The sequence below is a fragment of the Sphingobium sp. YBL2 genome (assembly GCF_000943805.1).
GTDB lineage: Bacteria > Pseudomonadota > Alphaproteobacteria > Sphingomonadales > Sphingomonadaceae > Sphingobium > Sphingobium fuliginis.
The window spans coordinates 3168440-3182900 of the sequence record NZ_CP010954.1 but is presented as its reverse complement, the minus strand read 5'-3'; the positions used below and the strand labels follow the sequence as shown (position 1 = coordinate 3182900).

Annotated in this window: 14 protein-coding genes; 13 read left to right on the top strand and 1 reads right to left on the bottom strand. The window is 63.4% G+C overall.

Features of this window, described 5'->3' with window-relative positions; translation table 11 throughout:
- Window positions 1-6 precede the first annotated feature (6 nt).
- The 9 genes from atpA to TZ53_RS14640 all read left to right on the top strand — a co-directional run bounded on the left by atpA (window position 7) and on the right by TZ53_RS14640 (window position 9567).
- Window positions 7-1536: a F0F1 ATP synthase subunit alpha gene (gene atpA, locus TZ53_RS14680; protein WP_044661763.1), complete on the top strand. Its 1530-nt coding sequence runs from the start codon at window positions 7-9 to the stop codon at window positions 1534-1536.
- A gap of 122 nt (window positions 1537-1658) precedes the next feature.
- Window positions 1659-2285 (top strand): LysE family translocator, encoded by a 627-nt coding sequence (locus TZ53_RS14675; protein WP_025551227.1) that lies wholly within the window; start codon window positions 1659-1661, stop codon window positions 2283-2285.
- A 3-nt stretch (window positions 2286-2288) separates the two neighbouring features.
- Window positions 2289-3173 (top strand): F0F1 ATP synthase subunit gamma, encoded by an 885-nt coding sequence (locus tag TZ53_RS14670; protein WP_044661762.1) that lies wholly within the window; start codon window positions 2289-2291, stop codon window positions 3171-3173.
- A 21-nt stretch (window positions 3174-3194) separates the two neighbouring features.
- Window positions 3195-4640 carry a F0F1 ATP synthase subunit beta gene (gene atpD, locus TZ53_RS14665; protein ID WP_025551231.1) on the top strand — a complete coding sequence of 482 codons (1446 nt, stop codon included), beginning with the start codon at window positions 3195-3197 and terminating at the stop codon, window positions 4638-4640.
- Between the two features lie 35 nt (window positions 4641-4675).
- Complete coding sequence (locus TZ53_RS14660; protein WP_044661761.1) at window positions 4676-5218, top strand: hypothetical protein; 543 nt, start codon at window positions 4676-4678, stop codon at window positions 5216-5218.
- A gap of 4 nt (window positions 5219-5222) precedes the next feature.
- A complete protein-coding gene (locus TZ53_RS14655) occupies window positions 5223-5477 on the top strand; it encodes an ATP synthase F1 subunit epsilon (protein WP_044661760.1) in 255 nt (84 codons plus the stop codon).
- A 339-nt stretch (window positions 5478-5816) separates the two neighbouring features.
- Window positions 5817-7343 (top strand): CpaF family protein, encoded by a 1527-nt coding sequence (locus TZ53_RS14650; protein ID WP_044661759.1) that lies wholly within the window; start codon window positions 5817-5819, stop codon window positions 7341-7343.
- Between the two features lie 122 nt (window positions 7344-7465).
- Window positions 7466-8272 carry a class I SAM-dependent methyltransferase gene (locus tag TZ53_RS14645; RefSeq protein WP_044663065.1) on the top strand — a complete coding sequence of 269 codons (807 nt, stop codon included), beginning with the start codon at window positions 7466-7468 and terminating at the stop codon, window positions 8270-8272.
- Window positions 8273-8661: 389 nt separating this feature from the next.
- Window positions 8662-9567: a DMT family transporter gene (locus TZ53_RS14640; RefSeq protein WP_044661758.1), complete on the top strand. Its 906-nt coding sequence runs from the start codon at window positions 8662-8664 to the stop codon at window positions 9565-9567.
- Here the strand turns inward: TZ53_RS14640 and TZ53_RS14635 are convergent.
- Window positions 9559-9990: an OsmC family protein gene (locus tag TZ53_RS14635; RefSeq protein ID WP_044661757.1), complete on the bottom strand. Its 432-nt coding sequence runs from the start codon at window positions 9988-9990 to the stop codon at window positions 9559-9561. The genes TZ53_RS14640 and TZ53_RS14635 overlap by 9 nt on opposite strands.
- 102 nt (window positions 9991-10092) lie before the next feature.
- On the opposite strand from TZ53_RS14635, the gene TZ53_RS14630 reads away from it, so the two are divergent.
- The 4 genes from TZ53_RS14630 (at window position 10093) to TZ53_RS14615 (ending at window position 14313) form a co-directional block, all read left to right on the top strand.
- Window positions 10093-10458 (top strand): PRC-barrel domain-containing protein, encoded by a 366-nt coding sequence (locus TZ53_RS14630; RefSeq protein ID WP_044661756.1) that lies wholly within the window; start codon window positions 10093-10095, stop codon window positions 10456-10458.
- Window positions 10459-10630: 172 nt separating this feature from the next.
- Window positions 10631-11299 carry an RBBP9/YdeN family alpha/beta hydrolase gene (locus tag TZ53_RS14625; RefSeq protein WP_025549911.1) on the top strand — a complete coding sequence of 223 codons (669 nt, stop codon included), beginning with the start codon at window positions 10631-10633 and terminating at the stop codon, window positions 11297-11299.
- Window positions 11300-11454: 155 nt separating this feature from the next.
- On the top strand, window positions 11455-11646 hold the full coding sequence (locus tag TZ53_RS14620) for a YezD family protein (protein WP_025549910.1): 192 nt from the start codon (window positions 11455-11457) through the stop codon (window positions 11644-11646).
- 174 nt (window positions 11647-11820) lie between these two features.
- Entirely contained in the window at window positions 11821-14313 is a 2493-nt protein-coding gene (locus TZ53_RS14615; protein WP_044661755.1) for a TonB-dependent receptor, read from the top strand.
- The last annotated feature ends 148 nt before the right edge of the window (window positions 14314-14461 follow it).

Here is a 14461-nt window from a genome sequence, read left to right as displayed (position 1 = left end):
CTGAACATGGATATCAACGCCGCAGAAATTTCGAAGGTCATCAAGGACCAGATAGCCAATTTCGGCACCGAAGCGCAGGTGAGCGAAGTCGGTTCCGTGCTGACCGTGGGTGACGGCATCGCCCGCGTCCATGGCCTCGACAACGTCCAGGCGGGCGAAATGGTCGAGTTCGCCAATGGCGTGCAGGGCATGGCGCTCAACCTGGAAGCCGACAATGTCGGCGTCGTGATCTTTGGCTCGGATGCCGAGATCAAGGAAGGCGACACCGTCAAGCGCACCGGCACCATCGTGGACGTGCCCGTCGGCAAGGGCCTGCTGGGCCGCGTGGTCGACGGCCTCGGCAACCCGATCGACGGCAAGGGCCCGATCCAGTACACCGAACGCAAGCGCGTGGAAGTCAAGGCGCCGGGCATCATTCCCCGCAAGTCGGTGCACGAACCCGTGCAGACCGGCCTCAAGGCGATCGACGCCCTCGTCCCCGTCGGCCGCGGCCAGCGCGAGCTGATCATCGGCGACCGCCAGACCGGCAAGACCGCCGTCGCGATCGACACCTTCATCAACCAGAAGGGCATCAACGCGGGCGACGACGAGTCGAAGAAGCTCTACTGCATCTACGTCGCCGTCGGCCAGAAGCGCTCGACCGTCGCGCAGATCGTCAAGCAGCTCGAAGAAAATGGCGCGATGGAATATTCGATCGTCGTCGCCGCGACCGCTTCGGAACCCGCTCCGCTCCAGTATCTGGCGCCCTACACCGGCGTCACCATGGGCGAATTCTTCCGCGACAACGGCATGCATGCCGTGATCGTCTATGACGACCTTTCCAAGCAGGCCGTCGCCTATCGCCAGATGTCGCTGCTGCTGCGCCGTCCTCCGGGCCGCGAAGCCTATCCGGGCGACGTCTTCTACCTGCACAGCCGCCTGCTGGAGCGCGCGGCCAAGATGAACGACGCCAACGGCGCCGGCTCGCTGACGGCGCTGCCGATCATCGAAACGCAGGCAGGCGACGTGTCGGCCTATATTCCGACCAACGTGATCTCGATCACCGACGGCCAGATCTTCCTCGAAACCAACCTTTTCTATCAGGGCATCCGTCCGGCCATCAACGTCGGCCTGTCGGTGTCGCGCGTCGGTTCCGCCGCGCAGACCAAGGCGATGAAGAAGGTTTCCGGCTCGATCAAGCTGGAGCTGGCCCAGTATCGCGAAATGGCGGCCTTCGCCCAGTTCGGTTCGGACCTCGACGCTTCGACCCAGAAGCTGCTGAACCGTGGTGCGCGCCTGACCGAACTGCTCAAGCAGGCCCAGTTCTCGCCCCTGCCCTTCGAAGAGCAGACGGCGTCGATCTTCGCGGGCACCAACGGCTATCTGGACAGCATCCCGGTCAAGGACGTGACGCGCTATGAAGAGCTGATGCTCGCCTATCTGCGCCACGACCATCCCGAGGTGCTGGCCGCCATCCGCGACAGCAAGGATCTGGGCGACGAGCCCAAGGCGAAGCTGAAGGCCGCGCTGGACTCGTTCGGCAAGACCTTCGCGTAACCCACCACCCCGTCATTCCCGCGAAAGCGGGAACCCATCTCCCGACCGAGCGCCCAGACGCAACGCAAGGGAGATGGCCCCCCACGGGGATGACGGAAAAAAGGAAGAACGAAGCTGCGATAATGCTCACCGCCCATTCCCTCCTTGCCTGGACCGTGATGTCGATCGGTCTGGTGCTGCTGCCGGGACCGGACACCATGCTGGTGGCTGGTCACGCGGCGCGGCGCGGGCTGAGGGCGGGAATGGCGGCGATCGGCGGCATCCAGCTTGGCGGGCTGTTCTACATGGCGCTCTGCGGCTTCGGCTTCCTCAGCGTGTTGAACGCCGTGCCGGGCCTGTTCATGGCGGTGAAGATCGCGGGCGCGATCTATCTCGCATGGCTCGGCCTTTCGATGCTGCGCGGCGCGGTGAAGCCGTCGCCCGCATCGGAAGCGCCCAGGCTGCGGATCGGCGGATCGCCCTTCGCGCAGGGGTTCATCAGCACCGTGCTGAACCCGAAGGTCGCGATCTTCTTCCTGGCCGCGCTGCCGCAGTTCGTCGGCACCGGTCCGGACGCACCATGGCAGGGCATGCTGCTGATCGCGATCGTCTATGGACTGGGTTTCTTCTGGTGCGCCCTTCTCGCGATCCTCGCCACCAAGGCGGGGCGCAAGGTCGGGCAGAGCAGCGCGATGCGCTGGTTCGAAGGCGCCATGGGCGTCGGTTTCTTTGGTCTCGCGGGCCGTCTGGCCCTTGCTCGGAATGTTTGAACTATGGCTAGCCTCAAGGAACTGAAGCTGCGCATCGGGTCGGTCAAGTCGACCCAGAAGATCACCAAGGCCAAGCAGATGGTCGCCGCCGCGAAGCTGCGCAAGGCGCAGGCCGCCGCCGAAGCCGCCCGCCCCTATTCCAGCCGCCTGGAAGCGGTCGTCGCCAGCCTCGCCTCGAAGATCGCAGGGGGTTCGGGCGAAGGCGCCTCCCCGCTGCTGGCAGGAACCGGCAAGGACGATGTCCATCTGCTGGTCGTCGCCAATTCGGACCGTGGCCTTGCCGGCGCGTTCAACGCCAACATCGTCAAGGCCGCCCGCGCCAAGGCGGACGAACTGATCCAGCAAGGCAAGACCGTCCGCTTCTACCTGATCGGCCGCAAGGGCCGTCCGGTCATCAACCGCACCTTCCCCGGCATGATCGTCGCCCAGTTCGACACCACCGGCGTCAAGGAACCGGGCTATGCGCAGGCTGAGGAGATCGCCCGCGAACTGACCAACATGTATCTGAACGGCAAGTTCGACGTCGCGCATCTTTTTTTCTCGCGCTTCAAGTCGGCGCTCGCCCAGATCCCGACCGAGCAGCAGATCATTCCGGTGAAGATCCCGGCCGACGCCGACCGCAACGCCATCGGCGCGACGGTGGAATATGAGCCGAGCGAGGAAGCGATCCTCGACGACCTGCTGCCGCGCAACGTCACGGTGCAGATCTTCAAGGCGCTGCTGGAAAACAACGCGTCCGAACAGGGCGCGTCGATGACCGCCATGGACAATGCGACCCGCAACGCCGGCGACCTCATCAACAAGCTGACCATTCAGTATAACCGCAGCCGTCAGGCCGCGATCACCACCGAACTCGTCGAAATCATCTCGGGCGCCGAAGCCCTTTAAGTGCAGGCAAGGACAGTAGTCATGGCAACCACCAACAATGTAGGCCGCATCAGCCAGGTCATCGGCGCCGTCGTCGACGTTACCTTCCCCGATGCACTTCCGGCCATTCTCTCGGCGCTGGAAACCAGCAACAACGGCCAGCGCCTCGTGCTGGAAGTCGCCCAGCATCTGGGCGAGAACACCGTCCGCACCATCGCGATGGACTCGACCGACGGCCTGACCCGCGGTCAGGAAGTGACCGACACCGGCGCGCAGATCAGCGTTCCCGTCGGCCCGGCCACGCTCGGCCGCATCCTGAACGTCGTCGGTGAGCCGATCGACGAGCGCGGCCCGGTCGGCACCACCCTCTCCGCCCCGATCCATGCCAAGGCGCCGGAATTCGTCGACCAGTCGACCGACGCCTCGATCCTGGTCACCGGCATCAAGGTCATCGACCTTCTCGCTCCCTATGCGAAGGGCGGCAAGATCGGTCTGTTCGGCGGCGCGGGCGTCGGCAAGACCGTGCTCATCCAGGAACTGATCAACAATATCGCGAAGGGCCATGGCGGCACCTCCGTGTTCGCGGGCGTCGGTGAGCGTACCCGCGAGGGCAACGACCTCTATCACGAATTCCTCGACGCCGGCGTCATCGCCAAGGACGCCGACGGCAACGCGATCAGCGAAGGTTCGAAGGTGGCGCTGGTCTACGGCCAGATGAACGAACCGCCGGGCGCCCGCGCGCGCGTCGCCCTGTCGGGCCTCACCATCGCGGAATATTTCCGCGACCAGGAAGGTCAGGACGTGCTGTTCTTCGTCGACAACATCTTCCGCTTCACCCAGGCGGGCGCGGAAGTGTCGGCTCTGCTCGGCCGCATTCCTTCGGCCGTGGGCTATCAGCCGACCCTCGCCACCGACATGGGCGCCCTTCAGGAGCGCATCACCTCGACCAACAAGGGCTCGATCACCTCGGTGCAGGCCGTGTACGTCCCCGCGGACGACTTGACCGACCCGGCGCCGGCCACCAGCTTCGCGCACCTCGACGCCACCACCGTTCTCAACCGCGCCATTTCGGAACTGGGCATCTATCCGGCGGTGGACCCGCTGGACTCGACCAGCCGCGTTCTGGAACCCCGCGTCGTCGGTCAGGAACATTATGAAACCGCCCGCGCGGTTCAGGCGATCCTCCAGAAGTACAAGTCGCTTCAGGACATCATCGCGATCCTGGGCATGGACGAGCTGTCGGAAGAGGACAAGCTGACCGTCGCCCGCGCCCGCAAGATCCAGAAGTTCCTGTCGCAGCCCTTCCACGTCGCGGAGGTCTTCACCGGCATTTCGGGCAAGTTCGTCCAGATCGAGGATACGGTGAAGTCGTTCAAGGCCGTGGTCGAAGGCGAATATGACCATCTGCCCGAAAACGCCTTCTACATGGTCGGCGGCATCGACGAAGCCATCGAAAAGGCGAAGAAGCTGGCTGCGGAAGCGGCGTAAGGCAAATGACGGGAGGCGTCGTCCTTGCACTAGCCTTGCTGCAATCGGCAACACCGGCCAAGACGACGGCCTCCCAGTTGACCAGCGCGCTGGAAACAGCATTTCGAGCCTGCGCGCAACAGCTTACCGAGCGGGATCATTTGACCGCGAAGAACGAAAAGCTGTTGAAGAACGTCGGTATCACCTTGGCCATTCCTCCGGCCGATGTGGAGACCATGGCGAGCCGCTTATTTGGCAAGGAAGGCATCTACGCTTCCGTCGCCGTGCCCGAAGGCAAGATGTGGCTGGCTACTTCCGCTTCGGTGCCGGCTTGTAAGGTGACGCTGGCCGACACCATGCTCTCGCTGACGGCAAGATATGATTGGACGACCAAATTACGGTCGATCGAAGGCTGGACGATCGACAAAAGCCGATCCGGAATGCAAGGCAATTTCATGCGGGATCTGCTGGTACTCAATGCGGAACGTCCCGGCGGGCATATGATCGTCATTCTTGACGGTCCCAATATCGTTTACAATGAAGGCAAGGGCATTCAGATGATCATGACCGTCGCCCTTGATGCAGCAAAGGCTCAGTAAGACAATGGCACTGCATTTCGAACTCGTGACCCCGGAAAAGCTCGTCCGCTCGGAAGAGGTCTATCAGGTGGTCGTCCCCGGCACCGATGGCGACTTCGGCGTGCTGGAGGGCCATGCGCCCTTCATGTCGACCGTCCGTGACGGCACGATCCAGATCTTCGCCAACGCCGGCGCCGCCCCGGAAATCATCCCGGTTCGCGGCGGCTTTGCCGAGGTGAACGAAAAGGGCCTCACCGTCCTTGCGGAGCATGCCGGCTGACAAGCCAAACTGACCGCTGCTAAAAGCCAAAGGGCCCCGTTCCAAGTCGGAACGGGGCTCTTTGGCTTTCCAGACCGGCCGAACATGGCTCTCATCAGGATCATCAACGACCGAAATGCCCTATCGTTGAAGACTGGATGTCAGCCACCACGCCAACAGTTCGCCTCTTGTGGGCAAGCATCGTCCTCCCGCCAGCCGAACGCAGACGCCTTTCGAATGTCCAAGCAGGCCTCGCCCCGCTGCGGCGCCCGGCCACCGACGCATTAGCCATTTATCAAAGTTTCCACGCTATTCACCTTTAACAACCATGGCTGATGCACATCATTTCGGCGGAGAATTATGAGCGCGTTTGGACGGAAAAATGGACCTGCGGGCATCAAGCCGGGTTTCGGCCTTGCCCGACCGATGCAGGGAGGCGCGCCCAAGGAAGAGATCAAGGGCGGCGAGCAGTTCCCGCCCCTGGACATGACGGCCCTGCCCCCGGAAGCCCCGCTCGATCCGCTCTCCGCGCCCACAAGCCAGATGCAGCGCAATGCCGACGCGATGCAGCGCCTGTCGGATCGCGCCAATGCCGAACATGCCGCCGATACCGGACCGCAAGGGTTCGAAGCCTCGGTCCACAAGATCAAGGAGCAGGTGCTCCCCCGCCTGCTGGAGCGCGTCGATCCCGAAGCCGCCGCCACGCTGACCAAGGATGAGCTGGCCGAGGAATTCCGCCCGATCATCATGGAGGTGCTGGCGGAACTGAAGCTGACCCTCAACCGCCGCGAGCAGTTCGCGCTGGAAAAGGTGCTGGTGGACGAACTGCTCGGCCTGGGCCCGCTGGAGGAATTGCTGGCCGATCCGGACGTCAGCGACATCATGGTCAACGGCCCGGAGCAGACCTATATCGAAAAGAAGGGCAAGCTACAGATCGCGCCCATCAAGTTCCGCGACGAAGAGCATCTGTTCCAGATCGCCCAGCGCATCGTCAACAAAGTCGGCCGCCGCGTCGACCAGACCACGCCGCTGGCCGACGCCCGCCTGCCCGACGGCAGCCGCGTCAACGTGATCGTGCCGCCGCTATCCCTGCGCGGCACCGCCATCTCCATCCGTAAATTCTCCGCCAAGCCGATCACGCTCGACATGCTCGCCCAATGGGGCGCGATGAGCCAGAAGATGTGCACCGCGCTGAAGATCGCGGGCGCCTGCCGCTTCAACATCGTGATTTCGGGGGGTACGGGTTCGGGCAAGACGACCATGCTCAATGCCCTCTCCAAGATGATCGACCCGGGCGAGCGCGTGCTGACCATCGAGGATGCGGCCGAACTTCGCCTGCAACAGCCGCACTGGCTGCCGCTGGAAACCCGCCCGCCGAACCTGGAGGGCCAAGGCGCGATCACCATCGGCGACCTCGTCAAGAACGCCCTGCGCATGCGCCCCGACCGCATCATCCTGGGCGAAATCCGCGGCGCGGAGTGCTTCGACCTGCTCGCCGCGATGAACACGGGCCATGACGGGTCCATGTGCACGCTCCACTCCAACTCCCCACGCGAATGCCTCGGCCGTATGGAGAACATGATCCTGATGGGTGACATCAAGATCCCCAAGGAAGCGATTTCCAAGCAGATTGCCGACTCCGTCGACCTGATCGTGCAGGTGAAGCGACTGCGCGACGGTTCGCGCCGCGTCACCAACGTCACCGAGGTGATCGGCATGGAAGGCGACGTCATCGTCACCCAGGAACTGTTCAAGTTCGAATATCATGACGAGGACGACAGCGGGAAGATCATCGGGGAATATCGTTCCATGGGCCTGCGTCCCTACACGTTGGACAAGGCGCGGCAGTTCGGCTTCGACCAGCCTTTCCTGGAAGCCTGCCTGTAACGACCTGCCCATAAGCGCATATTGCAACAATTGCTGCCGGCGGACATATTTCCCGCCGGCCCGCTTGCGCGGAGCCCGCATCACCGGCACATCGGACATTCCCCAGAAAGAGAGGAATGCCGATGAACCGTCTAGCCCGCGCCGCCCTGCTGCTGACCGGCCTGTCCCTGCCGCTGCTTCCCCTCGCCGCGCAGCATGCGCACCATCATCAGGCGGCCGATCCGATCGCGGCCGCGGTCGCCGCCCCCAGCCGCACCCCGGCCAACGCCGCTCGCGACACCTACCGCCATCCGGCCCAAACCCTTGCCTTCTTCGGGGTGAAGCCGGACCAGACAGTGGTCGAATATGCACCCAGCGGCGGCTGGTACACGGAAATCCTGGCGCCGCTGCTGCGCGAAAAGGGCACCTTCTACGCGCTCCAGCCGACCGGCCGCTCTCTGGACGGCTACAAGGCGTTCCTCGCGGCAAAGCCGGACGTCTATGACAAGGTGAAGGTCGTCCCCTTCCCCGACCAGACCGGCCTCATTCCGGCGGGCAGCGTCGACACGCTGCTGACCTTCCGCAACGTGCACAATATGGTGATGGGCGGGACCGAGACGGCCACGTTCAAGACCTTTTACGACCTGCTGAAGCCGGGCGGGACGCTGGGCATCGTCGACCATCGCCTGCCCGAAGGGCGCGATACGGCGCTGGAGAAGACCAGCGGCTACCTCAAGGTATCGACCATCCGCCGCCTCGCTGAAGCGGCCGGCTTCGAATATGCCGGATCGTCGGAGGTCAACGCCAATCCCAAGGACACGGCCGACTGGGAAAAGGGCGTCTGGACGCTCCCGCCGACCCTGCGCAATGGAGAGGTCGACAAGGCGAAATATCTCGCCATCGGGGAAAGCGACCGGATGACGCTCCGTTTTCGCAAACCGGTGAAGTGAAACGGCGCAGACAAAATAGGGGGCATCCCTGTCCTGAGCCCGTCGAAGGACGGAAACCGGTTCTGCTTGAAAGGATGCGACACGGAAAGCTGAAGCGCGGCCTGCGTCCGATTTAACGCCGCACGCTCCTTAACGCGCCGAGCGGCTGATTGGGGTGGAATCAGGACATTCCCCCTCCCGCAGGCGGGAGGGGGCTAGGGGGTGGGCTGGCGCGACATCAGCGTGAATTTTCAACGGCTAAGCTGGAAGCTCGCTGCGCTCGCACCCACCCCTAACCCCTCCCGTTTACGGGAGGGGAATGTCCTGAATTGGCCAATTTCCCGCATTCCGGACTCGTCCATCCCTCCTTGGGCGGTTGCGTCCTCCCGCAGCGGGGCTAAGGCGTTCGCATGCCGCCCCCACCCCCATCCAATCGCCCGCATCGTCCGTTCACCGCCATCGGCCTGCGCTTGCTCGCGGTGATCTGCCTTTCGATCATGTTCGTGACGGTCAGACTGGCCGACGCGCGCGGCGTCCATGTGGTGGAATCGCTGTTCTACCGCCAGGCCCTGGCGCTGCCGGTGGTATTCGCCTGGATCGCCATGACAAGCGGCATGGGATCGATCCGCACGCGACGCATCGGCGTCCATGCCACCCGCATGATCATCGGCCTGACGGGCATGGTGCTCAACTTCCTGTCCTATATCCTGCTGCTGCCGGCGGAAGCGGTGACCATCGGCTTCACCATGCCGATCTTCGGCACGATCCTGTCCGCCCTCATCCTGCGCGAGACGACCGGCATCCACCGGTGGAGCGCGGTGCTCATCGGCTTTCTCGGCGTGATCGTGATGGTCCGGCCGGATGCCGGGCACTTCCCCGCCATCGGCGTTGCGGTCGCGCTCGCCGCGGCTTTCGTCACCGCCTGCGTCAGCCTGGTCCTGCGCGAACTGGGCCGCACGGAAAGCGCCGGGGTGATCGTCTTCTGGTTCACCCTCCTCTCCCTGCCGCCGCTGGGCGTGGCGATGCTGTTCCACGGGCAGGCCCATGACGCCATGACATGGGGCCTGCTGCTGCTGATCGGCGTGACCGGCGGCATCGCGCAGATCTGCATGACCGCGGCACTGCGCTGGGCCCCCGTTTCCGTGGTGCTGCCGATGGACTACAGTTCCATCGTCTGGACGACGCTGCTCGGCTGGGCGATCTGGGGCAACTGGCCGATCGCGACGACGTGGATCGGTGCGGCGCTGATCGTGGGGAGCGGCCTGTACATCGCCTGGCGCGAACATGTCCACGCCAGGCGCACGCCTTCAGCCTAGCAGTTCCGCGTCCAGGCTGATCTCCGCATTCAAGAGCTTGGACACGGGGCAATTGGCCTTCGCCTTCGCGGCCAGTTCCTGGAACCGCGCATCGTCTGCGCCGGGGATGGTCGCCTTCAGGCTCAGCTTGCTCGCCGTGATGGCAAAGCCGCCTTCCTGCTGTTCCAGCGTCACGACGGCATTGGTCTCCATCTTCTCGGCCGTCAGCCCCGCTTCGCCCAATATCAGCGACAGCGCCATGGTGAAGCAGGAGGCGTGGGCCGCCGCGACCAACTCCTCGGGATTGGTGCCCGGCACCCCTTCGAAGCGCATCGCAAAGCCATAGGGATGCGCATCCAGCGCGCCGCTCTGGGTCGAGATCGCGCCCTTGCCGTCCTTCAGGCCGCCACTCCATACCGCCGATCCGCTGCGATTGATCTTCATGACCGTCCTCCTGTTCGCATATCATCTCGTCTGCCCCGGGGAACCCGCCCGGTCCCCCTTGGTTCAGTCAGCATAACGCGATTTCTTCGCAGGAGAGTGACGATGTCTGACGTGGCGAGGGAAAATCATGGCGACCTGATCGCATCCGACCGGATCGAAGGCACCACCGTCTACAACCGCCAGGGGGAGCGGCTGGGCCACATCTCCAACTTCATGGTCGACAAGCGCAGCGGGCAGGTCCGCTATGCCGTGCTGTCCTTCGGCGGCTTCCTGGGCATCGGCAACGATCATTATCCGCTGCCCTGGTCGATGCTGAGCTACGACACGGACAAGGGCGGCTATGTGGTGGACTTGGCCAGGGACATATTAGACCAGGCGCCCCGCCATCTGCCGGAAGAACGACCCGATTATGACGACGCTTACGGCCGCAGCGTCTTTCACTATTATGGGCTGATCTACCCCTGGTAAGGGGCGTTCCGGCGGTTTCGGGCGGCGCAAAGGTGGTAGTCCCCGACCCTTTCCATTATATGAACCTCAGATGAATCGGGTTGCCCAAATTCCGACACATTTTGCCGCTTGACCATTGTCTACCGGATAAATAGAATTATCTCTCCCTCGACAATAGGACGAGGATTTGACCATGGAGCGATTCGGACATTCGGGAGACGCGCGCCAGCCGGTCGTGCTGACCATACCGGGTCTCAACAATAGCGGGCCGGGTCATTGGCAGACGCTGTGGGAAAAGACGCGCGGTGATTGCGAGCGGGTCGACCTGGGAAGCTGGGCCAGCCCCAGCCGCAATAGCTGGGTCACGCGGCTGGACGCTGCGATCCGGGCGGCGGAGGGGCCGATCATCCTGGCCGCGCACAGCCTGGGTTGCCTTGCGGTCGCCTGGTGGGGCGCCTTGCAGAGCCAGGCCTATGGCTGGCCCGTGACCGGCGCGCTGCTGGTGGCGCCGCCCGACTGCGACCGGATGGAAACGCCCGAGACGATCGGCGGCTTCGGCCCCACGCCCCGCGCGCAACTGCCCTTTCCCTCGATCGTCGTGGCGAGCCGCAACGATCCCTATATCTTCTTCGAACGCGCCCACAGCATCGGCAAGAATTGGGGCAGCAGCTTTGTCGATGCGGGCTTTTGCGGCCATATCAATGCGGATTCGGGCCTGGGCGAATGGCGCTTCGGCCAGGCTTTGCTCGAAAAACTGATCGACAATGCGCATGAGCAGGCTTCTGCAATGCGCCAGTTACGGCCCGCCATCCCGCTGGCGCATCAGGAGCGGCGATTGGCGGCGCTGCGGGTCAACGGCTAGTCTATAGTTTTTGTTATCGCATCGTTTTTACGGAAAAACCGGACCCATTTTCCGAACGATGCTTTTGGGGCGCGACAAGAGAAACTTGAGCGCCCCTTATATTTGCTTTTTTGTCTATCAATACAGTTGAGATAAAGAGCGGCTAAGAGGTGTTTATGAGTGAAAACCGATCGATTGAATTCGCCCGCAACGGCCGCAGTGACGGGCAGCGCCACGACATTGCGGTCAGCATCGAAAAGGTGCGCAGCGTGCTGGAGGCGCTTCGTTTCGGATCTGTCACGCTGACCGTGCATGACGCACGCGTCGTGCAGATCGACGTGACGGAAAAGACGCGCCTCACCGCCTGAAACAAGAGCGGGGGGAGCAAGAAGATTCAGGGTTGCTGAACAAGGCCCGCAAAGGGCCGGATAACAGGTGGCAAGGGGTGGGCCACATTTTCCATTCCCAGACCAACGGCTTTGAGCGGATCACCGCAGGGGCCGCGATCAACATTCACCGGACATCCGGAAGGGGAATATACAATGATTGCGCGTTTTCTGTTGCTCGCCGGCGTGGCGAGCGCATCCTTTATTGCGTCCACCGCATCTGCGCAGGACGCGGCTCAACCCGTTGCGGACAGCGCCGAACAAGCCACTGCCCGCGGGGAAGTGATCATCGTCACCGCCCGCCGCCGTGCGGAAACCGCGCAGGAGGTGCCGCTGGCGATCTCCGTGATCCGCGGCGACAGCATAGAGGCGACCGGCAATTTCAACGTCGTGAAGCTCCAGCAACTGGCGCCGACGCTTCAGGTCTACACCACCAACCCGCGCAACACCTCGGTCAACATCCGCGGCCTCGGCGTGCCGTTCGGCCTGACCAGCGACGGCTTCGAGCAGGGCGTCGGCATCTATGTCGATGACGTCTATAACAGCCGCGTCGCCGCCGCGACCTTCGACTTTCTGGACGTCGCCCAGGTCGAAGTGCTGCGCGGTCCGCAGGGCACGCTCTACGGCAAGAACACCACGGCCGGCGCGATCAACATCACGACCAACCAGCCGACCTTCGATTTCGAGGGCCGCGCCGAACTGACCGTCGGCAATCTCAACTACAAGCAGGCGAAGGCAGCCATCTCCGGCCCGCTGTCCGACACGATCGCAGCCCGCATCGCCGTCGCCGCGACCAGCCGCCGGGGGACGATCTACAACGTCACGTCCCAGCGCTGGATCAACGAGCAGGACAATCTGGGCATTCGCGGACAACTGCTGTTCAAGCCGACCGACAATTTCAGCCTGACCCTGTCGGGCGACTACAGCAAACAGGACCCGGAATGCTGCGGCACCGTGTTCGTGCGGGTGGGCACGACGCAGCGCCCGATCACGCGCCAATATGATGAGCTGGTCAAGGCGATCAACGCCAATCCGAACCCCGCCTATCCGGGCCGCAACTATGCCGTGCCCAGCCGCAATCCCTATGACCGGCTGACCGATCTCGACAGCAACCTGAACGCTGGCAACAAGATCGGCGGCGTCTCCGCCAGGATAAAGTGGGATGTCGGCCCCGGCACGCTGACCTCCGTCACCGCGTGGCGCTTCTGGGACTGGAAGCCGGAGAATGACCGCGACTTCACCGGCCTGTCGGTCGTTTCGAAATCGCAGAACCCCTCGCAGCAGGACCAGTACAGCCAGGAATTCCGCTATAATTACGAAAGCCAGAAGATCGACTTCGTGGTCGGCCTGTTCGGCTTCAAGCAGCGGATCGACACGCAGGGCACGGAGCAGCAGGGCGCGGACGCCAGCCGCTGGAGCCTGACCGGCGCGAATGCAGGGAATCCAAGCATCCTTCAGGGGCTGACCGCCACCAACACGCAGTGGCTCAAGAGCACCAGCGCGGCGCTGTTCGGCCAGCTGAGCTGGAAGGTGACCGACGCCCTGACCATCCAGCCGGGCGCGCGTCTGAACTACGACAAGAAGTCGGGCTTCTACCAGCGCGTGGTCACCACTGGCTCCGGAGCGGTCATCAACAGTTGCGCACCCACCGCCACGCAGGGCAATGCCGTGCTGACGGCGCAGTGCGGCGTCTACCAACCGCAACTCAGCGCGCCGTCCGACAGCGCCTGGAACTTCACCTACGACTTCAACGTCAACTACAAGATCGCGCAGGACATCCTTGCCTATGCGACCTATGCCAAGAGCTTCAAGACGCTGGGCATCAACCAGAATGGCTTGCCGCTCAATTCGGACAATACGGTGAACTATGCCGTGGGCACGGTGAAGCCGGAACGGGTCAACCATTTCGAAGTCGGCCTAAAGACCCAGTTCTGGGACCGTCGGGCGACCTTCAACCTCACCGCCTTCCGCACGGAGATCGAGAATTTCCAGGCGACGGTGAACGGCGGCCAGTTCGGCACGACGCGCGGCTATCTCGCCAACGCCGACAAGGTACGGTCCCAGGGTATCGAGGCAGATTTCAAGGTCGTCGCCAGCGACCGCTTCACCGCCTATGCCAACGGCGCCTACACCGATGCCAAATATGTGAAGTTCTGCAACGCGCCGCCGCCGCCGGAACTGAGCGGCGGGTCGAGCACCGGGATTGCGGTGACCGGCAGGTGCACCTACACCGGCACACCCGGATCGGCAGCAACGGCCAATCAGGTCAGCCCCCCATTTGTCGACATTTCCGGCGAGCGTCTCCCCGGCGTGTCGAAATGGGCCTTCTCCTACGGCGCGGAATATAACATTCCGGTCACGCTGCTGGACAAGGACGGCCAGCTCTATCTGGGCGTCGACGGCAATTACCGGTCGCACTGGAACTCCAACGCCTCGCCGTCCATCTACACGGAGGTGAAGGGCTATGCCCTGACCAACTTCCGCGCCGGCTTCCGGGGTGAAGGGTTCGACATCTTCGGCTGGGTCCGCAACGCCTTCGACGTGAACTATATCGAAAATCTCCAGGTCGCGCCGGGCAATACCGGCCTGATCGCCGGTCAGCCCGGCGACCCGCAGACCTGGGGCGGTACGATCAAATTCTCGTTCTGACGATGCCCAAGGCCTCTCGATAGGGGCTGGCATCCAACGATGTTCACCCCCTGCGGGGAGCGACACGGCCCTGTCGCTCCCCGCATTTTTCAATGCCGCCCTGAACGGATTGGATACGGCCCCGATTTGCGCCCCGCGCCCCGCTGCG